Here is a 19,918-nt window from a genome sequence, read left to right as displayed (position 1 = left end):
AGGGCCGGACAGACGTCCTGCCATCACCACCCCAAAACATAGATCCATTTTTGGAGACTTGCATGACTCTCACTGAGCTGCAGGAAAAGCGCGGCCGTCTTGTAACGGAAGCCCGCGCCGCCCTGGACGAAATCAAAAAGAACACAGACGAAGCCCGCTCCGTCGAGCTCGAACAGCGCCACGATACAATCATGGCAGAGTTCGACCGCGTTGAGCGCAATATCAAGCGCGAAGAAGACCAAGCCGCACTCGAAGCGCGCTTCGCTGCCCGGCAGGATGAAGACCGCGCGAAGAAGCGTCCCGGCGCCGCCGGCGAAGCTCGCGCTGCTGGTTCTGAGACCGGCGAAAAAGCCGAGTATCGCGAGGTCTTCTTCAAGTTTCTCGCCAACGGCGCGGAAATTGGTAACCTCGATGCTGAGGAGCGCAAGGTTCTGCGCGCCGGTGTCGAGAATATCGAACAGCGTATCCAGACCGGTGGCACGAACACTGCCGGCGGCTATACCGTGCCGGTCGAGCTGCAGAACATGCTCGTTCGCTCTATGAAGGCGTGGGGTCCGATGTACGATGGCAGCATCGTCAGCGAGCTCGTCACCAATGCCGGCAATCAGCTGCCAATTCCCACGACCGACGACACCGGCAAGACTGGCGTTCAGGGCACGGAAGGCACCGCGCTGACTGACGACGGTTCTGCCGACGCCGTCTTCGGCCAGAAGCAGCTCGAGGCCTACGACTTCAACACGAAGTTCGTGAAGTTCTCTTGGCAGCTCGCGCAGGATTCCATTTTCAGCATGGAAACTCTGCTGGCCGACCTGCTGGGCGAACGTCTCGGCCGCCTCGCCAACGCACAGCTGACGACCGGCACTGGTTCCAGCGCACCGAACGGCATTGTGACGGCGGCCAGCGCAGGCAAAACTGCCGCTTCGGCAACCGCGATTGCTGCCGACGAGATCATCGATCTGTCGCATGCAGTCGACCCGGCATACCGCATCTCGCCGAAAGTCAGTTTCATGTTCAACGACCTGACGCTGGCGGCCATCCGCAAGCTGAAGGACGGCCAGGGCAACTACCTCTGGCAGATGGGCAACGTCAAGGAAGGCGCTCCCGGCACACTGCTCGGCTATCGCTACGCGATCAACCAGGCGATGGCGAACATCGCAACCGGCAACAAGACCATCCTCTTCGGCGATCTCGGCAAGTACTGGGTCCGTAAGGTCGGCAGCCCGGTTATCGGCGTTCTCCGCGAACGTTTCTGGCCGGATCTCGGCATCGCCGGCCTCATCCGGTTCGATGGTGAGCTGCTCGACACGGCAGCCGTCAAGTACCTGGTGCAGGCCTAATCAATGGGCGGGCTGGCTTCGGTCGGCCCGCATCCATTTCTGGAGGCGAGATGCTTTTGAAAATGATTGCCGGCCTGTCCGGTTCGGAATTCAGTTTGTCGCCAGGTGACGAGTACGAATTCGATGACGATGAGGCGGGGCGCCTCATCGCGGCAGGCTTTGCCGAGAAGGCAGGCGCCGAACCCGCGCCGACCAAGACCAAGAAGGGCAAGGCGAATGTGGTATCCACCGAAGGTAACGCAAGCGCCGACTGATCCGGTTTCCGTCGAGGAAGCAAAGCGGCAGTGCGTCGTTCTCCATAACGACGATGACGCACTTTTCGCGGCGCTGATCTCCGCCGCTCGCGACTATGTTGAGCGGTATTGCAATACGCCTCTTGCGACACAGACCGTCGAGGTGAAGTGCGACGGCTTTTGCGACTTCGATAGGCTTCCAGTGGCGCCGGTGCAGTCGATCACATCCATTGCATATGTGGCCACAGACGGCACAGACTCGACCGTTGTTGCGGGAGATACCGAGCCGCGGCTTGATGGCCTCGAGGCTTCGATCGTGCCGGCATACGGCAAGCAGTGGCCGGCGCCACGCAACGGGTCGCGCATCACGCTGACTGCAGTCGTCGGTTACGTCGCTCTGCCGCCATCCATCAAACACGCAATGCTGCTTTGGATCGCTGAAGCCTACGAGAGGCGCGAGAACGATGCGCTGCCCGGGTGGTCTGCATTCGACGTACTGCTTTGCAATTATAGACGCGGCGCGTAGTCCGCAGGAGAACCACCAATGGCAGATCTCGTAATTACCGCGGCTAACGTCGTGGCTGGCGCGGACTCGTCCGCTGTCACCGGCGTCGCCGGTGAAACTATCGCGGCCGGCAAGGCCGTATACCTTAGCTCCACCACCAAAAAGTGGATGCTCGCAGATTCGAACTCGGCAACTGTTGAGGCTCGCAAGGCAACGGCAATCGCCCTGAATGGCGCCTCGCTCAATCAGCCAATCGCCGTCCACAAGAGCGGCGACATCACCATTGGCGCCACGCTGACTGCTGGAACGGCATATTTTCTCTCGGATACCGCGGGCGGCATCTGCCCGTTGGCAGATGTCGGCTCTGGCGAATACATCTGTCAGCTTGGCCTGGCGAAGTCGACGACCGTGCTCGCAGTCGATATTCAATTCCCGGGCGTCGCCCTCTGATGCCATGGGTTCGCTTTACAGCGGACATGGACTGGAAGCCTAAACCGGCCGTTACCATCGCCTACAAGGCAGGAATGGTGCGGCTGGTTACGCGCGCTTGTGCAGCGAAGGCCACAGACGCCGGCAAGGCAGAGAAGACCGAAAGGCCATGCAATGACGGCAGGAAAACTTAGGTCTCGGCTGCAGTTTCAAAAGCGTGGCGAGAGCGACGATGGATTCGGCAATACGGTGACCGGCGAATTCGAGACGGTGTTCATTGATGCCGCCGAGATAATCCCGCGCATGGGGTCCGAGACCGCGATGGCCAGCCGGTTGCAGGGCATTCAGCCATACACCATACGCGTCCGCTCATCATCGCAGACCAGAGAGATTGGCGCGACGTGGCGCGCCGTCGATCAGCGTTCGTCGACGGTCTACTCGATCGTTTCACCGCCGACCAATCTCGACCAGAAGAACGCTTATATCGAATTCCTCGCGACAACCGGCGCGCAGACAGACGCATGACCATCAAGGGATTGAAGGAACTGCAGCGCAAGCTTGATCGCTTGCCGCAGGTTGCCAAGGTGCGCATCCGAGAGGCGATGGAGCAGGGCGCCAGCGAGATTGTCACGATGATGCGGTCGCTTGTGCCGACAGACAGTGGTGATCTTCGCGATAGCATTGCGTGGACGTGGGGCAGGGCTCCAAAAGGTGCTCTGACGCTGGGCAAGGTGCAGTCAGTTGGCGGTGATTTGACCATCACCGTCTATGCTGGCAACGCGACCGCGTACTACGCTCGTTTTGTGGAATTTGGCACAGCCTCGCATGCGGCCGGCGGCAAATTTGCCGGAGCTACTATTCCTGCCATCCCTGCGTCACCCTTTTTCTTTGTGAGTTACAGGGCCAATCGCAAAAAGATCAAAAGCCGCATCACGCGCGCGATTAATAAGGCAGCCAAAGAGGTTGCGGCCGGGAGCTAAACTTGGATCCAATCTTTGAGCTCAAGGCCGCGGTGATAGCGCGCCTGCGCGCAGACGTGGCCGTTTCTGGATTTGTCAGCACCAGGATCTTCGACAGGCCGCCAGACGGGGCTGTCGCTTCACCATACATTTCCATGGGTCCGTGGGACGCGACGACGGACGGAGCGGACTGCATCGATGGCATGGAAATCAATATGCAAATCGACTGCTGGTCTTGGGGCGGCGGCGAGGCATTCAGCAGCGCCGAGGTCAGCAAGATCGCTGCCGCGGTCCGATCATCTCTTCATGAAGCTGAATTTGAACTGACGCAGAACGCGTTGGCGACAATCAACCACCGCATCACGCGTTACCAGCGCGAGAGCGACGGCGCCACCAATCGCGCCCTCATCACCATCACGGCATTCGTCGAGCTACCGTAGCGCGCGGCCGGATAACCAACACCACATTTTTGGAGACCACGATGGCTACGCCAGTAACGGCACGCTTCGGCAAATTTCGCGTTCTACTCGGTTCCGGCTCCGGTCCGATTGTCTACGCCGCACCTTGCGGCTTCACTTCGAAGTCGCTTTCGCTGACAAAGTCGCTTTCGGAAGTCAGCCTCCCAGACTGCGATGAGCCCGATGCTCCTATCGTGCTGGGTCGAGACGTCGAGAGTATTTCGGCATCCGTGTCGGGCGAGGGCGTTCTTGCTGCGGCAGCCGTCACTACCTGGCTGGATGCTTATGAAAGCACCGAATCTATTCCGGTTAAGATCGAGATCGAATTCTCGTCCGGCACGGTAACATGGACCGGCAACATGCATGTGGAGTCGCTTGAACTCGGCGCAGAGCAGGGCGGTCGTGTCACACTGAACGTTTCGATGCAGAGCGACGGCGCGCTTGTTCGTACGGATACTCTCTGATGTCTCGTGATGCTTCAATCACTCTTGATTGGGCCGACGGAACTTATGGCTTCTCAATGAGGTGGGGCGAACTCGCCCTGCTTCAGGAAGCCACGGACACCGGCCCGTATGTCATTTTCCAACGGCTGCACTCCGGCGCTTGGCGTATCCAGGATCTATCCAATATCATCAGGCTCGGGCTGATCGGCGGTGGGATGACGCCCACTGACGCGCTCGCGAAGACGCGGGCATACGTCGAAAATCGCCCTCCACTCGAGAACCTGCCTTTTGCTGTTGCCATCCTATCCGCCGCGCTTCTCGGTGCTCCGGATGAACCGCTGGGGGAGCACGAAGCGCCAAGTCTGATGGGCCAATAGACGACTTGCCGAACGGCAAGATCAGGTTTGGCGCCATATACGGAACCGGCGCCGTTCTCGGCTTCACTCCTAACGACATAAAGGCCCTGTCGATGTGGGAATTCATGGCCGCCCTGGAATGGTACGTGAAGGCAAACAGTTCGGATGATGGCAAGATGACATCGGCAGAGGTCGAAGACGTCTGGAAATGGATGCAGGGGATGGAAGGCTAGGACTTAAAAAAGCTTTCCGGAAGGCAGGTCACGGAGCCGGCAGCGCCAATAGCGACAGTTATAGCCATAAGCTCTCGCTTCTTTTCTTCGCAATCCTGCTTCGACAGACCCCGCGCGGCCTCTCGTTCAGTATTCCCCGTCGCCTGAATGAGCCTGTAGGTCTCCACCTGCGCCGCAGACGCAGAAAGAAAAGCAATCGCCACCAAAACAAAAAGCCTCATCTGCGCCCCCCTTAACACGGGATTCCATGACGATAATTCAAAAATTTGTCCAGTATAATCTAGCAGGAGAAGCTAGTGGCCGCGACCGACCTAGAGCGTCTTGTTGTCCAGCTCTCTGCTGACATCAAGAAATACGAAAATGCGATGAGCCGCGCGCAGGGCGTTGCCAACCGGCAACTTGGCGCGATCGAGAAGAAGACCGACGCTGTCAGCAAGGGCATTGGCTTTTCTTTCGCCAAAGCGGGCGTTGCAATCGCCGCCGGCCTGGCAACGGGTAAGATCGCTCAGGAGATACTGAAGTTGTCCGAGGCGGCAACAAGAATCGACAATTCTCTCAAGGTCGCCGGACTATCTGGCTCGGAACTTGAGAAGGTTTATCAGAGCCTCTCGAAAGCGGCGCTCGCGAACGGTGCTCCCATCGAAACGCTGGCGACGCTATACGGCCGCGCAGCGCAGAGCCAAAAGGAACTTGGCGTTTCTTCCCAGGAGTTGCTTGGCTTCACCAGCAATGTAGCGCTCGCGTTGCGCGTCGCCGGCACCGACGCTACAGCGGCGCAGGGTGCCCTGCTTCAGTTGGGGCAGGCCCTCGGATCTGGAACAGTCCACGCGGAGGAGTTCAACTCCGTTCTTGAGGGCGCGCCAACCATCGCGCAGGCGGTTGCCGCGGGCCTAAAGGAGGCCGGTGGATCCGTTGCCCAGTTGAAGCAGTTGATTGTCGACGGCAAGGTCTCTTCGGAGGCGTTCTTCCGCGCGTTCGAGGCCGGCGCCCCCATCCTCGAGCAGAAGGCGGCAAGCGCAACTCAGACGGTCGCGCAAGCCACAACCAATCTGCAGACCGCGCTAATTGATGTTGTTCACGAGTTCAATAACTCTACAGGTGCCAGCGAGAAATTCGCCGGCGGCATTAATACCGCCGCGAATGCGATCTACTCGTTTGATGTGTCGGGGCTGATTGAGAAGATACGGTCTGCAAAAGCGGAGTTCGACAGCTTTCTTGGGAGTGTAGGAAATGCCGACGCCTTCAAATCGCTGAATGAGGCTCTCGGCGTTACGGATAGCGATGGCAACGTCATCAATGTAGACGCAACTGAGGCAAAAGAAGAGACGTCTAGCCTGGATAAAGAAGTTAAGCTTCTTCAGGAACGCATAGCCCTCAATACCTCGCTGGGTTTCGACAACACCGACGCAATCGCACGACTGAATGAAGTCCAGGCCAAACTTGCTCAGGTTCAGGCCGCCGCCGCCAATATTCCCGCGACCGTATCCGGCCTAACCGTCGGTGAGAACGGAATTGAGCCCGTTAAGCCGAAAAAGGCCGAGCAGTTTGGGCCATTTGAGCAGTTCGGGCCGTTCAAACCGACCGAAGTAAAGCCAGTTTCGATCGCCGACTTCAAGCCCGCAATCAGCAAGGGTGGTGGCGGCGGCAAAAGTAAAGGTCGCGGCGGTGGCGGCGGTGGCGGCGGCGGTGAAAGCGACTACCAGCGCGAGATCGATCAGATCAAGGAGCGCACGGCCGCCGTCCAGGCGGAAGCGGCGGCCCAAGCAACGGTAAATCCGCTGATCGACGACTACGGGTTTGCCTCCGAGCGAGCTCGAGCAGCATCCGACCTCTTGACCGCAGCGCAGAAATCCGGCCTCGCGGTCGGAAAAGAACTAAAGGACGTCACGCAACTACTGTCTGGCAACTTCGATGGGCTATCACCCTCGGCTCGAGAGCAGGCGCAAGCCATGCTTGACCTTGCCAATGGCTATGCGTCCGCAAGTTCGGAAGCGGAGCAACTCGCTCATAGCCAGGACCTGGTTCGCCAGAGCGCAGACGATTTCAAGTCGCTGGCGAAGGATGTGGTTGGCGGCTTTATCTCGGATCTCCGCGAAGGCAAGTCGGCGTCCGAGGCACTTGCCGGCGCCCTGGACAAGGTAACGGAAAAACTGATCGACATGGCGCTCAATGCGGCATTCGATGGCCTGTTTGGCGGCGGAGGGATTGGCGGCCTGATGAAGGGTTTCGGGGGAGGCGGCTTCAACGCTGCCACTGCTTCGCCAGGACTTTGGTCGGACGGTGGTTATACTGGGCCAGGTGGCAAATATGAGCCGGCCGGTATCGTCCACAGGGGCGAATACGTCATGGACGCCGACGCTACCAGGCGGATCGGCGTCGAGAACCTTCGCAAATTGCAGGGCTACGCCAGCGGGGGCTTCGTCGGAGCTCCTTCGCTTCCGAAGTTAGCTGGCAACAAGTCGACAGGTGACAAGGAGGTTTTCGTGAACATCACGAACAACTCGTCCTCCCAGATCAAGCAGCAATCGAAACAATCAGCCGGCAGAGCCCAGGTCGATGTTCTGGTCGACGACCTGGTCGCTGACAAGATGTCGACACCAGGCTCGCGGTCTCGAGGGGCAATGGCTTCGCAGTTCGGGCTCAAAGGAGGGCTAGCAAGACGATGACGGTTCCCATTTGGCCCGATGCGCTACCTCAGTGCTTTACCACAACATCACATGAAGAAGAGGGCGCAGATAACGTTCTGCGCTCCGAAAACTCGATCGGGCCAGCAAAGACCCGGCAACGCACCACGGCAAATGTCTCGAAAGAGAGTGGTCAGATGGTCATGAGCGCGGGGCAATACAAGGCGTTCAAGTCTTTTGTCAAAACCGACTTGCTCGATGGCGCCGAGGCGTTTCTGTTTCCCGATCAACTTGGGGGATTGGCGAATCTCGTTCGTATCGTGAGCCCGTACAAAGCCAGCCGAACTGGTGCCAAGTGGTATGTGTCGCTGGCGCTCGAAGTGCTCCCATAAGGAAACACCATGGCCCGTAACCTGTCGCCCGGCTTCATCGCCGCGCTTTATTCGCAGGAATCGGATGAAGTCATCATCTGCCTCCTGACGGTAACGCACGACGATCTCGAAGAGCCGATCTACCTCTCGAGCGACGCCACAACTCGCCTGTCGGACGATCCATTGGTTTACGGAACGGAGAGCCGGGGTGAGCAGTACATCTTCCTGCCATTTGATTTCACGCTTCCGGATGACCGCGGCGACAGTCCGCCCCGCGTCCAATTGACGATGGACAACATCGATCGCTCGCTCGTTACTATCCTGCGCAGCTTTCAGACGCCGCCAAGCATTATGCTGGAAATCATCCTTGCGTCCGATCCCGACGCGGTCGAGATCACGATGCCATTGCTCCAGATGTCGGACGCGACGATTGAGGATCACACGATCTCGGTGACCCTCGTGGCCGACGGTCTGATCAATGAGCCGCATCCAGCTGGCCAGTTCACGCCGGGCGCATTCCCAGGACTGTTCTGATGGAACGATATATCGGGATCCCCTACGTGCCCCACGGCCGAGGCTATGACGGGGCGGACTGCTGGGGCGTTCTTTACCTCTTTTACCGCGACGTTCTTGGAATTCTGCTGCCCACTTATGTCGCCGAGATGGAATCAAGGCGTTTTGACAGTCGCGATATCGGGCCGCTGATGAAGGCGGAGCGCGAGCGCGATTGGGCTCAGGTGGAAACTCCTGCGGTTGGCGATTGCGTCCTGATGCGCGCCGGCCGGCACGACAGCCACGTGGGGATATTCGTCGGCGCCGGGCGCATGCTGCACTCGGAAGGGCCGCACCCCTCTCAAATTGAACGGATGGCCGACGTGCGATGGCGCGACCGGATCACCGGGTTCTACAGGATAATCCATGTTGATAGCCCGCAACGTGACGCCCCAGATCATCGGGCCGAACGAGATGGTGAACGTCTATCTGCGCCGCTCTCCTCTCCGTGAGCAGAGAGAGCACTTCGAAGTTCCGGCATGCCTGTCGATCGTAGAGATCATCTCCTTCTGCGGGATTGAGCCAGTCCGACTGCACGTTACCATCGGCGGCCACCCCATCGAGCCGAAGAACTGGGCGCGCGTGCGCGTAAAGCCTGGCGTCTCCGTCACTATCGTTAAGGTGCCGGGCAAGGGCGCGTTGCGTGCGATTGCCGGCCTGGTTATTGCCCTTGTTGCGGCGGTGGCTGCTCCGTGGCTGGCCGGCGCCGTACTGGGATTTACCGGAGCCGCAGCCAGTGTCGCGACCGGGTTGATTGGGGCCGGCATAACGATTGCCGGTACATTGGCGATTAACGCGCTGTTCCCGGTGGCGAAGCCGTCCAACAACCTGCCCAACACCACAACGCTCTACTCGATCGGCGGCGCGCAGAACCAAGCCGCGCAATACGGCGCAATCCCGGAGATCTTCGGCACACACCGTATTTCTCCGCCCTACGCGGCTGGCGCCTACACTGAGCTGGTCGGAGACGACCAGTATCTGCGCATGCTCTTCGTCGTCGGCTATGGGCCGATCGCCGTTTCCGATCTGAAGATCGGCGAAACCGAAATCTCGAAATTCGAGGATGTCCGCTACGAGATCATCGAGGACCACACCGTCACGCCCGTGACGCTCTATACCAAGCCCGTCTATCAGGAAGACGTGTCCGTTGTCCTGGATGGGCCAACCGGATGGGTGCAGCGGACGACGGCAGATAATGTCGATGAGATCTCGGTGGACGTCGGAGCGCCAAATGGCGTCTACCGGCTCAAGGCAAAAGATGGTTCCCGCGTCAACTATACGGTCACCGTTGATGTTCAGTACAAGCTCTCCAGCGCCAGCACATGGCTGGCACTCGGCACCTTTGATCTGACCGCAAATTCGCCGCAGGCAATGCGGAGGACGCTGAGCAAGGCTGTCGCCCGTGGCAAATATGATGTCCGGCTCAGCAAGTCGTCGCCCGATTACAGCGGGAAGGACAACGTTGTAGAAACCGTGTACTGGACCGCAGTGCGCGGCAGACGCAACGAGCCGGTCATCAGCTTCACGAAGCCGCTGACGCTGATCGCGATGCGGATCAGGGCAACCGGCCAGCTCAACGGTACGGTCAACACGCTCAACTGCATTGCCAGCCCGAAGATCAGGGCATGGAACGGCACGACATGGTCGTCAGGCCAAGTCACCCGCAATCCAGCCGATCACTTCCGGCAGGTCTTGCAGGGCAACGGCAATGCGCGGCCGGTGGATGGCGCATCGATCGACCTCGTCAGCCTGCAGGACTGGCGCGATTACTGCGAGGCGAAGGGGTTTACTTTCGACCTCGTGGCGAACGACCAGAAGTCGGTTTATGACCGGCTCACCGAGATCGCTGCCGCCGGCCGCGCTGCCGTATCGTTTCGCGATGGGCGGTGGGGTGTCGTCTGGGATATCGCGGATTCGCCGATCGTCCAGCACTTCTCGCCGCGGAATTCGGCAAACTTCTCGTCCACACGCGCCTATGTCGACATGCCGCATGGCTTCCGCGTCAGCTTCATCAACCGTGACAACGGCTACCTGAACGACGAGCGCGTCGTCTATGACGACGGCTATAATGAAGCCAACGCCACTAAATTCGAGGGTCTCGACTTTTCCGGCGTCACGGACAAGGACTTGATCTGGAAGCACGGGCGGTACCATCTCGCCCAGCTTCGACTGCAGCGCGAAACCTATTCGCTCGATACCGACTTTGAAAACCTCGTTTGCACGCGCGGCGATCGTGTCCGCGTCAACCATGACGTCGTCTTGTGGGGCGCTGGGTCGGCGAGGGTGCGGTCGGTGACTTCGTCGCCTGATGGTGTCGTCCTCGATGACACGCTGCGTATGGAGGCCGGCAAGACCTATTCCATGCGGTTCCGCCTGGCTGACGGCTCGACGTTGGTGCGTCAAGTCGCTGGCATCGATGGCGAGTTCAGGAGCTTCGCGTTTTCAGACACGGGTGAGCTGCCGGCAACCGGCGATCTTGCTCTGTTTGGCGAGAACGGCTTCGAAAGCGTCGTGCTTCGCGTCAAGAGCGTTTCCGCGCGGCAGGATCTATCGGCTCGCATCGAGCTTGTTGACGACGCTCCGGCGATCCTCACTGCCGACACCGGCACGATCCCGGAGTTCGAGACAGGGATTGCGCCGGTTCCGGATTATCGCGCCTCGGCCCCGACAGGTTTCTCCTATGTCGAGACTGTCTGGACCACGTCGCCGGCTACATCAGCCATCGACATGGCCTGGCAGGCGCCGGATGCTGGCGCTGCTGCCTCGTATATCGTGCAGTACCGGGCGAATGGCGACAGCCAATGGATCACCACGTCGAGCGTCAGCGCGCCGGCCATCCGTCTCGTGGATCTAGCGACGGGCGTCTACGATGTTCGCATCCGTGCCGTCTTCGCGAACGGCGAGCTCTCCGGCTTTCTGACGGCGTCCTTCGTCTGCGCGATCTTTGCTTCGAATCCGGCGGATATCGACGATTTCCGGGTCGCCATCAGCGGCGATGTCGCGATGCTGCAATGGACGCTGCAGGTTGATCAGGCCCTCTCTCATTGCGAGATCCGGTTTTCGCCGGCGGTCACAGGGGCGACGTGGCAGACTGCCTCACAGCTGCGGACCAACGTGGTTGGCTCGCAGGCGCAGGTTCCGGCGATGGTCGGCACCTACCTGATCAAGGCGGTGAACTATGCCGGCCTGATGTCGGATAATGCGGCGCTGGTGGTTAGCACGGTCAATCCACTGACCGCCTTCAACGCTGTCGAGGCATTGCAAGAAGATCCCGGGTTCACGGGAAGCAAGACCAATGTTGTGGCAGCTGGCGGTGCGCTGCGGCTTGATACGGCGTCGGATATCTTCGAGCTCGTCGATTGGTTCTCGGTTGACGACTTCTTTCTGTCGATCGGAGGCTTCCAGGCGGAAGGGACATACGAGTTTGCCGACATCGTCGATCTCGGCGCCGTCTACACGTCGCGTGTCTCGGCCAGCCTCAGCGCCTTTGGTGAAGTTGCAAGCCTTGACCTGTTTACACGTTCCGACTGGTTCGGCGTTCCGGAGTACTTCGGCCTAGCGTCCGACTCCTTGTGGAATGTGCGCGTCGAGGTTTCCTTGACCAACGACAACCCGGCCGGGTCGCCAACGTGGACTGACTGGGCCGAGCTTACGACTGCCGACGTGTCGGCCCGGGCATACCGTTTCCGAGCGCGTCTCCTGTCGCTCCAGTTCGATGTGACCCCAGTGGTCGAATCGCTGGGCGTGACCGTCGACATGCCAGACCGCGTCATTGCCGAGAACGACCTGTTGGTCACGACGTCAGGGCGCACGATCAACTTCTCACCTGCCTACTACGAGCTGAGCGGCATTTCCATCGCCGCGCAGGACCTGCAGACCGGCGACTATTCCGAGATAACTGCAAAGACGGCTTCGGGCTTCACCATCAGATTTAGAAACTCCTCAGGAACGCCAGTCGCGCGGACCTTCGACTTTGTGGCCAAGGGCTATGGAAACTCGTAATGACGCAAGCAACCACCTTTAGTGTTCCGACAACTGGACCCGCGACGCCGTCAGCTATGGCGTCGCGGATCGACGACAATTTCAAGGCCGCCGTGAGCGCTCATTCCGGCGCCTCGCGGCCGTCCTATGCTGTGGCAGGGACTATCTGGATATCGACGGCCACGGCCGGACAATTGAAGCTCTATCTTTATGACGGATCCGACGACATCTTGCTGCTGGTGCTCGACACGGCAACCAATGCCGTGACTTTCAGTGGCCTCGGCACGACAATCAATGCCGCAACAGCAAAGACGGCGCCCACCGGCGCCGACAAGCTGGGGATTTGGGATACTGTAGCTGGCGACACAAAGAGCCTCACGCTGACCGCTCTCAGCACTTGGCTTGCTCCGCTGCTAGGACCGGATTTCGTTCAGGGCGGCATCGCCAGCCCCAACGGATCAAATCCGCTGACGCATCTGGATATTACCGCCTTCACGGTGAAGGCGCTGAGCAAGTTCGCATCCACGGCCAGCACCCTCACCAAGAACATCAATGGCACTTGGGTGGCCGGCAATGGCGGTGGCCTGGACACAGGCACGACGGCGGCGGGCGCCACCTATTTCGTTTATGCGCTTCGCAAACAGTCGGACGGGACGGGCGAGGTGGTGCTCTCGACGTCGCCAACGGTCAGCGGCGTCAATCTCTCGCTGCTGAGCGGCTACGACGTAATGGCGCCGATCGCTGTTGCGCTGACGGATGGCAGCTCGAATATCCGTGAATTCATCATGAATTCTCGAGACGAGTACACATACACCTCGCCGGTCAAGGACGCAGTCAGCGCCGCGATTTCTACGACTTCGGCTCTCCTCGCCATTACCGTGCCTAACGGCGTGAAGGTTAAAGCCAAGCTTCGGATCCAGTTCTCGTCAAGCGCAACAACCAATGCCGCGCTGATACATGATCCGGCCCAAGGGACACTCATCGCCGGCATCGGCAATGACGGCGGCATTGCGGGCGCGATCCAAGTCGCAAGCAACTATGCCATCGGTTCCAGCGACATCTGGACGAACACCAACAAGCAGGTCCGGCAAGTCGCCGGTGCCGCGGGCAATCTCTGGGTGTGGACTGATGGGTTCCACTTTCCATGCAAGAGGATTCCATAATGCCTTACGTGATGCGAAACGCCGATGGCGATATCTGTGGCCTGTTCGAGCAACCGCAGGAAGATTTTGCAGTTGAGCTGCTGGCTGATGACGATCAGGCTGTCATCACCTATCTCAACAAGCCGTTGCCCGTCACCTCGGTCTCGGCGCGCCAGTTTCGAGTGATGCTTCGACGAGCAGGCCTGATCGATGCGGTCAAGGCGTGGGTGGCGCAGCAGGATGGCGAGATGCAGGACGCGTTTGAGTATAGCGGCACGTTCGTGAAGGACAGTCCGATGATGGCCGCCGGCTTTGCCGCCATGGGCTTTTCTGCCCAGCAGATCGACGAGTTCTTCGCCGCGGCGGCTTCTCTCTGACCATCAGGGGATAATATAGCCGGCGTGTATGCCGTAGCGAATGGCTATCAAAAAAGCGCTCCCGATACCGACGGCGAGCAGAACCGCCTTACGTGTTTCGTCCTTTAGCAATTCCAGCCTCCAAAAAGCGAGGAAGTATGCCTTCCGATAAACTCCATTCGAGTTTGAGCGCGGGGTTTAACGTTGGGTGAGGGTATGAGCAAGTGCATTCTCCGCTACATCGCCTACCTACCCGTCAACCTCCTCTTCGTCGGGCTGGCCTATCTGCTTTCGCCATTTCTGGCAGCATGGTCAATGAAGCACGGCCCAGTTCTGCCCGGCCGCTGGCGGTGGTTCTCGACGCTGAACGCTGATCTCGACGGCTACATCCCGCAACGTGTCGCGGGGTTCGACCCTGCAGCCAGGGGCTTCAAACTCTGGTGGCTGCGGACCCGCTGGACATGGCGAAATCCCTGCAACGGCTGGCAATCCGAATTGCTCGGCGTTGAAGACACCAACTCGGCCTTCACTGTAAAGCGTGATATGCCGCTGGCATTCGGCTTCTATCTCAAGCTCTGGCTCGGCTGGAACCCGATCAAGCGGGGCGGCAACTTCTATCCGTTCATGTTTCAGATAGCTCCTAAGCAGCGCTGACCTTTCCGACAATCCGGAGTCTTCCATGGATCGATCGCAATTCTTTGCGACCGTCCGAACCTCTGTGATCGGTGACAGCCCGGCTTGCCGCCTTCCTGAAAACATCGGCCGTCAGTATCGGGTAAGGACATACTTGCGTGGATGGCAGATGGTAACAATCTCCGTGTGAGGACGGTACGGCGGGCGGTACTCCACCAATAGCTGACCGCACTCGTGAACGGTCTTCCTGACATACACCTTTTTAGGGTGGTAAACGACATGGCGCGTAGCCGGGGGCGGGCGATAGCCCTCGATCATATCAGCTGCAAAAACGGGCTGGCACAGGATAGCTGTGGCACTGACAGATAGAATAACGGCTAGTGCTCGAAACATATTTCCCTCCTTGATGGTGTTAGGGAAATATGGCGAAGGGCGAAGATGTCGAGGCTTGGCTACCCCACCTCCCTGACATCATTTGATGCGCGGCCGCGCTAAAAGCCAAGCCGCCTCCTGGATCTCAATGAAGCCGGCGCCGATCAGCGCGCCACGCTGGCAGTCGCCGCCTTCAAGGCCACGCTGAACCTCTAAATCACTCTCAAATCCTCGGAGCCCACCGTGCTTCGCACGCTTTTCACAGGCGCGCGTGACGCTTTCGCGCGCGTGCTCATCCCCGATGCGGCCGCAGTCTACAAAAAAGCCTGGTCGCTCCGCCTCATCGAGCTCGCCGCGGTTGCCGACATCATCCTCAATGTCGTGCCGGTCATCGGCGATTACCTGCCGTGGTGGCTGACGCTTGCGCTGCTTGGCGGCGCATATGTCGCGCGGCTGCTCATCCAAAAGAAGGAGGCACCAGTTGCCGATAAATAAGATTGTCGCCACCAAGCGCGGCAAGTCGGCCATTGCCGCGGCTGTTTTGGCGGCGGTGCTCGCCGGTGGCGGCTCGTATTTCAAAGAGCCGGAGCGACCGGCCGCAGTCATCCTCGCGACCGATACGCTCATCAAGCCGTGGGAAGGCCTCGTACTCAAGTCGCACTGGGATCCCTTCGCTAAGATCTATGACATCTGCCATGGCGAGACCCAGATCGACGGCAAGCCCGTTCCGCCCGGGCTCACGAAAACGCCGGCCGAATGTGACGCCATCCTCGAGGTTCGCGTCAAGCGCGACTACTACGAGCCGCTGGCAAAACAGATCAAGGGCTTCACGCGGTTCCCGATCGGTGTCCAGGCGGCCATGATTTCCGGCGCCTATAACTTTGGCGTATCGGGCATGGTCAATTCGACCGCGGCGCGGCTTGCCGTGCAGGGGCGCTATCGCGAGGCCTGCGAAGCGCAGACGGCTTGGAACAAGGCCGGCGGCCACATCGTGCAAGGGCTGGTCAAGCGCCGAGAGATGGGCGACGCCCAGCGCGCCGGCGAAGCTGAGATCTGCGTGTCGGGGCTTAGCTCATGATCGGGTTCTTAGCAAAGCTCCTGGGCGTCGACAAATGGCTCGTCAGCGTTGTCGCAGCGATGGTTCTGGCCGGCGCCCTACTTGGCGCGGTCGCTTACATCGACCACCGCGGTTACGTCCGGGCCGCAATCGTTTATCAAGCGCGCATCGACAAGCTCGTCAACGACTACCACACAGCGGAGATCGCCGAGACGGAGCGGCAAGTCGCCGCTAACAACGCTGCGAAAGCGCGCGAAGCTGCCCGCATCGCCAAGATGCTAGCCGCCAACTCCAAACTTGAAACCCGAATAAAGGAGCTGGCCAATGAAGCTGCTGCAGATCCTAATGCTGGCGAGCCTGTGCTTCGTTCTCCCTCAGTGCGCCGCATTAACGAAGTCCGTTAAAGTCACGCCCGCGGTACCGCCGCGAATTGCGCGGCCGTCCGACGAGTTGCTCAAGAAGTGCAATCTTCCTGTCGATCTGGGCGATGGCCCGCTTGCGCAGGAGCGACTCGAAAGGCTCTGGATCACCGATAGATTGTCCCTGATCAAGTGTTATCGCAGGAACCTCGCGCTGGTTGATTTCATCCTAGATCGCGACGGACGCCTGACTGCTGTGCCATCGCAGAGGCCGAAGCCATGACCGGACCGGAGATTATGGCCGTTGTTGGCTTCTTCGTGATGCTCATGGGCGCCGGCTGGCGCGTCTGGGCTCGGGTAGAGGCCAAGGTGAAGGTCGCCGAGGACAAGGCCGACAAGAATACGGCCGACTTGGCCCAACATAAGTTGCACACCGCAGAAACATACGTGACGAAGGCCGGCATGCAAGAGCAGACGGGCCAGATCATGAAGGCGATCGAGGGCGTCGGCAATCGCATCGACGGCCTCAACGACCGGTTAGACCGCCTCTACGAAAACCAGCCTCGGCGCACCACGCGCGGCTGACGACCGGCCCAAAGGCCGACGAGCAATCCACAAATTTCAGGAAACTATCATGGCTGCAGAACTTCTCGCGGTGGGCTCCACCGCGGCCAATTCGTCTGACCTTGTCGTTGCCTCCGGATCCACCGTGACCGTTGGCATAAAGGGGGCGACAACCTCGCAGGCTCGAGTACGCATCACGCTCAAGGATGACGCTGGCGGCTACACTGACGTAGGCGAGCTGACTCCGTTCCGACCGGCCTTCGCTATCACTGCGCCTGGCACCTATCGCTTTACCCGCGTTGCCGGAGAAACGTGTGGTGCCTTCAGTGCTTGATAGCAGCACGTTCCTGAGTCCGCTGTTGTCGCCGATCGGGAGATATAGCGTCAGGGGGGCGACCCCAGCCTCCAGTGGTCAACTTCCGTTGCCCGCGTTCACTTTCCAAGCCGAGACGCTGACGCTGGAGACGGCAAGGGCCGCGCAGGGCATCACCATGACCCGCCGGCAGAAACTGGCTTTCGACCGCCTCATCGTGCGCGTCAAAGCCGCAGGCGCCAGCATGTCGGACTTTCTGGCCTGCTATGTTCCCTCGACGCCGACCGAGATCAACAGCCGGCTGAACATCGTCCATCCTGGGACGAACGATCTCACTCTCACCGGCGCCGGCACGCCAACCTACACGGCTAATGACCGGTGGGGCGGGTGGAGTTCCACCACGAAATACAACACCGGTATTGGCCTTCAAACCTTCGCGCAAGGCCAGTTCACGATCTTCTACTACAGCCGGACAGCAACCGGTGCGGCCAGCGGCGACTTTGGCGCGCAGACGGCTGGCGGTGACGGCATCGGCGCCAACATCAGGGACGCCTCGAACAAGTTTAACGCGCGCTTGCAGGCCGCGAACTACGCGTCGACATCGACGACAATCACCCCTGGCCAGGGGATGTACAGCATTCGGCCGAACAGCCTCGACACATTCGGGATCACTCGCGAGGCTCCAGCCCCCACTTATGTAGCACCAGCCACAAACCCGACCATCCATCTCGGTGGCATCAATGGCGGCGCGGTATCGGCCCACGACTGCGGCCTGTTCGCCATCTTCAAGGTGACGCTGACGGACGCGCAGTGCCGGGAGATCAGCGCGGCCCTACTCGACTACTATTACAAAGTCCGGTTCGGCATGGTGGACATGTACCCTGCCGGCTTTGCGCCCAGCACGGCCGATTATGACGTCATCGTCTATGGTGCCAGCTGGACCGCCGTCTGTGCTGCTTACGCTGCTAAGCAGGAAGGCAAGACCGTCGCCATCGTCCTCGACGACTTGGCAAAGACCGATTGGGATATCGGCGGCATGCCGGCGTCTGGTCTGGCTTATGTGGACTGTTACAACTTCTCAGCCCTTCAGGGCTTGTATCGAGACCTCACGTCGTGGGTCAACAGCACGATCATCAACCGAGCCGACGCCAACACCCAAGCCGGCAATTCGGTTGAAAGCTGGCAGTTCGTCCAAGCCGTTCGCCGCATGCTTGACCCGACTCGAACCAATGGCACGCTCATCCTCGGGCAGGATATTCCGGTCTACTTCTCGACGGGAATAGCATCGATCACATCCGCCGGGCAGAAGGACACGTCGTTCACGACAAACGACGGTCGCACCTTCACGGCTCGGCAGTTTATCGCCGCCGACTACGACGGGGAATACATCCACAAATCGGCCGGCATCCCAACGTTCACCGGCAGTGAGGCAGCCGGTTCCGGCTCGGAAGCGAACAACGGCTACAAGGGCTCTAGCGCCCTGAGTAAGCCCTATAGCTCCGACATCAGCCCCTACATCACGGATGGCGTTCAGGCGTCGGGGTTGCTGCCTGATATTCAGGGCGAGATGCCGCTTCCTGGCCTTACTGTTGGTGGCGTGGACCCTTCGATTCAGAGCATGAACTATCGCCTAGCGATGACGACAGACGTGGCGCGGCTCGTGCCGGTAACGGCTATCGATCCTCACCGAAACTTTAATGCCCTGCGCTACGAGACGGCGGCGCGCGCGTATGTGCTCAACCCCAGCGTCACGATCGGCAACCCTGCCGTTACCACGACCATCTTGCAGTTCGCCGTCGGCGGCACGACGAACAAGATGGACGTGAATAACGGCTCTGGCGGCCTCTCGACAGACTTGCCGGGCAGTGGCTATCGATATGCGACGGCCGCAAACAGGGCGGCGCAGCTGGCTGTCATCGACGACCTTCGGGATTATCAGCTCGGATGGTTCTGGTGGCACGCGAACTCCGGCGACAGCCGCATTCCCTCAACGCTAGTCACGCAGTTCCAGGCATTCGGGCTTGACGCCGGCAGCTTCCTCGATCCCGGCCCGGGTGGGCTGCTCTACTGGCCAAATCGCCCGTATCAGCGTGACCCGGTCTGGAGACTGAAGAATACCGGCTACGTCTCCACCGCGCAGGACTATTGCAAGACCGATGGGTCCGCTCCGAGATCCACCAAAACTGTTGCCGTCACCTCCTATGACTGCGACAAACACCCTGCCTGGAAGGTGGCATCTGGCGGCCTGCTTTATACTCAGGGCTCTGTTCCTGGCGGCCTTGTGGCTGGCGTCGACAAGATCGCTCCAATTCCGCTCGAGGAAATCGTTCCGGATGTAGCGACGAAGACGAACGTCATCGTTCCGTGGGCATCCTCACAGACGATCCTCTGCTGGTACATGGGGCGACTTGAGCCAACCGGCGGCCTGAAAGGTGAGGCGGCCGGCGTCATGGCTTCGATGGCGATCGACGGGAACGTCGAGGTTCAGAACGTGGACTACACCACGCTGCGAATGAAATTGCTGGCAAGGGATGTCAACCATCCGATCTTGCCGCAGGTGGCATGAGTTCCTAAGCGCCCTCTCCTTTACTGGGGAGGGCGCTTTTTTCGTTTCTGGGTGACGAGCCGGTAAGCTCATAAA

Annotated in this window: 25 protein-coding genes; 24 read left to right on the top strand and 1 reads right to left on the bottom strand. The window is 59.8% G+C overall.

Annotated elements, in window-relative coordinates; translation table 11 throughout:
* The first annotated feature begins 62 nt into the window (after nucleotides 1–62).
* From FHX03_RS11860 to FHX03_RS11815, 10 genes are all read left to right on the top strand, one after another.
* Nucleotides 63–1,337 carry a phage major capsid protein gene (locus FHX03_RS11860; RefSeq protein ID WP_183853767.1) on the top strand — a complete coding sequence of 425 codons (1,275 nt, stop codon included), beginning with the start codon at nucleotides 63–65 and terminating at the stop codon, nucleotides 1,335–1,337.
* Nucleotides 1,338–1,393: 56 nt separating this feature from the next.
* A complete protein-coding gene (locus FHX03_RS11855; RefSeq protein ID WP_246699224.1) occupies nucleotides 1,394–1,591 on the top strand; it encodes a hypothetical protein in 198 nt (65 codons plus the stop codon).
* Complete coding sequence (locus FHX03_RS11850; protein WP_183853763.1) at nucleotides 1,554–2,096, top strand: head-tail connector protein; 543 nt, start codon at nucleotides 1,554–1,556, stop codon at nucleotides 2,094–2,096. The genes FHX03_RS11855 and FHX03_RS11850 overlap by 38 nt, the downstream gene beginning before the upstream one ends.
* Before the next feature lie 18 nt (nucleotides 2,097–2,114).
* Nucleotides 2,115–2,525, top strand: coding sequence for a hypothetical protein (locus tag FHX03_RS11845; protein WP_183853761.1), 411 nt, complete (start codon nucleotides 2,115–2,117; stop codon nucleotides 2,523–2,525).
* Between the two features lie 153 nt (nucleotides 2,526–2,678).
* A complete protein-coding gene (locus FHX03_RS11840) occupies nucleotides 2,679–3,029 on the top strand; it encodes a head-tail adaptor protein (protein WP_183853759.1) in 351 nt (116 codons plus the stop codon).
* Complete coding sequence (locus tag FHX03_RS11835; protein WP_183853757.1) at nucleotides 3,026–3,484, top strand: HK97-gp10 family putative phage morphogenesis protein; 459 nt, start codon at nucleotides 3,026–3,028, stop codon at nucleotides 3,482–3,484. The genes FHX03_RS11840 and FHX03_RS11835 overlap by 4 nt, the downstream gene beginning before the upstream one ends.
* A 2-nt stretch (nucleotides 3,485–3,486) precedes the next feature.
* Nucleotides 3,487–3,903 carry a DUF3168 domain-containing protein gene (locus tag FHX03_RS11830; protein WP_183853755.1) on the top strand — a complete coding sequence of 139 codons (417 nt, stop codon included), beginning with the start codon at nucleotides 3,487–3,489 and terminating at the stop codon, nucleotides 3,901–3,903.
* Between the two features lie 41 nt (nucleotides 3,904–3,944).
* Nucleotides 3,945–4,385, top strand: coding sequence for a phage tail tube protein (locus FHX03_RS11825; RefSeq protein WP_183853753.1), 441 nt, complete (start codon nucleotides 3,945–3,947; stop codon nucleotides 4,383–4,385).
* Nucleotides 4,385–4,741 (top strand): gene transfer agent family protein, encoded by a 357-nt coding sequence (locus tag FHX03_RS11820; RefSeq protein WP_183853752.1) that lies wholly within the window; start codon nucleotides 4,385–4,387, stop codon nucleotides 4,739–4,741. Before FHX03_RS11825 ends, FHX03_RS11820 begins: the two co-directional genes overlap by 1 nt.
* A 5-nt stretch (nucleotides 4,742–4,746) precedes the next feature.
* The gene (locus FHX03_RS11815; protein WP_183853964.1) at nucleotides 4,747–4,953 is read left to right on the top strand and encodes a hypothetical protein; all 207 of its coding nucleotides are present in this window, start codon (nucleotides 4,747–4,749) and stop codon (nucleotides 4,951–4,953) included.
* Here FHX03_RS11815 and FHX03_RS11810 read toward each other — a convergent pair.
* Nucleotides 4,950–5,174, bottom strand: coding sequence for a hypothetical protein (locus tag FHX03_RS11810; RefSeq protein ID WP_183853750.1), 225 nt, complete (start codon nucleotides 5,172–5,174; stop codon nucleotides 4,950–4,952). The genes FHX03_RS11815 and FHX03_RS11810 overlap by 4 nt on opposite strands.
* A 75-nt stretch (nucleotides 5,175–5,249) precedes the next feature.
* Between FHX03_RS11810 and FHX03_RS11805 the strand changes: the two genes are divergently transcribed.
* From FHX03_RS11805 to FHX03_RS11740, 14 genes are all read left to right on the top strand, one after another.
* Nucleotides 5,250–7,619 carry a tape measure protein gene (locus tag FHX03_RS11805; protein WP_183853748.1) on the top strand — a complete coding sequence of 790 codons (2,370 nt, stop codon included), beginning with the start codon at nucleotides 5,250–5,252 and terminating at the stop codon, nucleotides 7,617–7,619.
* On the top strand, nucleotides 7,616–7,969 hold the full coding sequence (locus tag FHX03_RS11800; protein ID WP_183853746.1) for a hypothetical protein: 354 nt from the start codon (nucleotides 7,616–7,618) through the stop codon (nucleotides 7,967–7,969). The genes FHX03_RS11805 and FHX03_RS11800 overlap by 4 nt, the downstream gene beginning before the upstream one ends.
* Before the next feature lie 9 nt (nucleotides 7,970–7,978).
* Nucleotides 7,979–8,482 carry a DUF1833 family protein gene (locus FHX03_RS11795; protein ID WP_183853745.1) on the top strand — a complete coding sequence of 168 codons (504 nt, stop codon included), beginning with the start codon at nucleotides 7,979–7,981 and terminating at the stop codon, nucleotides 8,480–8,482.
* Nucleotides 8,482–8,952 carry a C40 family peptidase gene (locus tag FHX03_RS11790; RefSeq protein WP_183853743.1) on the top strand — a complete coding sequence of 157 codons (471 nt, stop codon included), beginning with the start codon at nucleotides 8,482–8,484 and terminating at the stop codon, nucleotides 8,950–8,952. The genes FHX03_RS11795 and FHX03_RS11790 overlap by 1 nt, the downstream gene beginning before the upstream one ends.
* Entirely contained in the window at nucleotides 8,867–12,502 is a 3,636-nt protein-coding gene (locus FHX03_RS11785) for a host specificity factor TipJ family phage tail protein (protein ID WP_183853741.1), read from the top strand. Before FHX03_RS11790 ends, FHX03_RS11785 begins: the two co-directional genes overlap by 86 nt.
* A complete protein-coding gene (locus FHX03_RS11780) occupies nucleotides 12,502–13,644 on the top strand; it encodes a hypothetical protein (RefSeq protein WP_183853739.1) in 1,143 nt (380 codons plus the stop codon). Before FHX03_RS11785 ends, FHX03_RS11780 begins: the two co-directional genes overlap by 1 nt.
* Nucleotides 13,644–14,000: a hypothetical protein gene (locus tag FHX03_RS11775; protein WP_183853954.1), complete on the top strand. Its 357-nt coding sequence runs from the start codon at nucleotides 13,644–13,646 to the stop codon at nucleotides 13,998–14,000. The genes FHX03_RS11780 and FHX03_RS11775 overlap by 1 nt, the downstream gene beginning before the upstream one ends.
* A gap of 195 nt (nucleotides 14,001–14,195) precedes the next feature.
* Nucleotides 14,196–14,633 carry a hypothetical protein gene (locus FHX03_RS11770; protein ID WP_183853737.1) on the top strand — a complete coding sequence of 146 codons (438 nt, stop codon included), beginning with the start codon at nucleotides 14,196–14,198 and terminating at the stop codon, nucleotides 14,631–14,633.
* Between the two features lie 594 nt (nucleotides 14,634–15,227).
* Complete coding sequence (locus tag FHX03_RS11765; protein ID WP_183853735.1) at nucleotides 15,228–15,479, top strand: hypothetical protein; 252 nt, start codon at nucleotides 15,228–15,230, stop codon at nucleotides 15,477–15,479.
* On the top strand, nucleotides 15,466–16,062 hold the full coding sequence (locus tag FHX03_RS11760; protein WP_183853733.1) for a lysozyme: 597 nt from the start codon (nucleotides 15,466–15,468) through the stop codon (nucleotides 16,060–16,062). The genes FHX03_RS11765 and FHX03_RS11760 overlap by 14 nt, the downstream gene beginning before the upstream one ends.
* Nucleotides 16,059–16,445, top strand: coding sequence for a hypothetical protein (locus FHX03_RS11755; protein ID WP_183853731.1), 387 nt, complete (start codon nucleotides 16,059–16,061; stop codon nucleotides 16,443–16,445). Before FHX03_RS11760 ends, FHX03_RS11755 begins: the two co-directional genes overlap by 4 nt.
* A 234-nt stretch (nucleotides 16,446–16,679) precedes the next feature.
* Complete coding sequence (locus FHX03_RS11750; protein ID WP_183853729.1) at nucleotides 16,680–16,985, top strand: hypothetical protein; 306 nt, start codon at nucleotides 16,680–16,682, stop codon at nucleotides 16,983–16,985.
* A 49-nt stretch (nucleotides 16,986–17,034) separates the two neighbouring features.
* Nucleotides 17,035–17,298, top strand: a complete 264-nt coding sequence (locus FHX03_RS11745; RefSeq protein WP_183853727.1) for a hypothetical protein — start codon at nucleotides 17,035–17,037, stop codon at nucleotides 17,296–17,298.
* A gap of 88 nt (nucleotides 17,299–17,386) precedes the next feature.
* Nucleotides 17,387–19,843, top strand: coding sequence for an FAD-dependent oxidoreductase (locus FHX03_RS11740; RefSeq protein ID WP_246699223.1), 2,457 nt, complete (start codon nucleotides 17,387–17,389; stop codon nucleotides 19,841–19,843).
* Nucleotides 19,844–19,918 lie beyond the last annotated feature (75 nt).

Origin of the sequence: Rhizobium sp. BK456 (assembly GCF_014194045.1) — a bacterium.
Lineage (GTDB): Bacteria > Pseudomonadota > Alphaproteobacteria > Rhizobiales > Rhizobiaceae > Rhizobium > Rhizobium redzepovicii.
The sequence above is the reverse complement of the archived record's forward strand: the minus strand, read 5'-3'. Positions and strand labels throughout refer to the sequence as shown.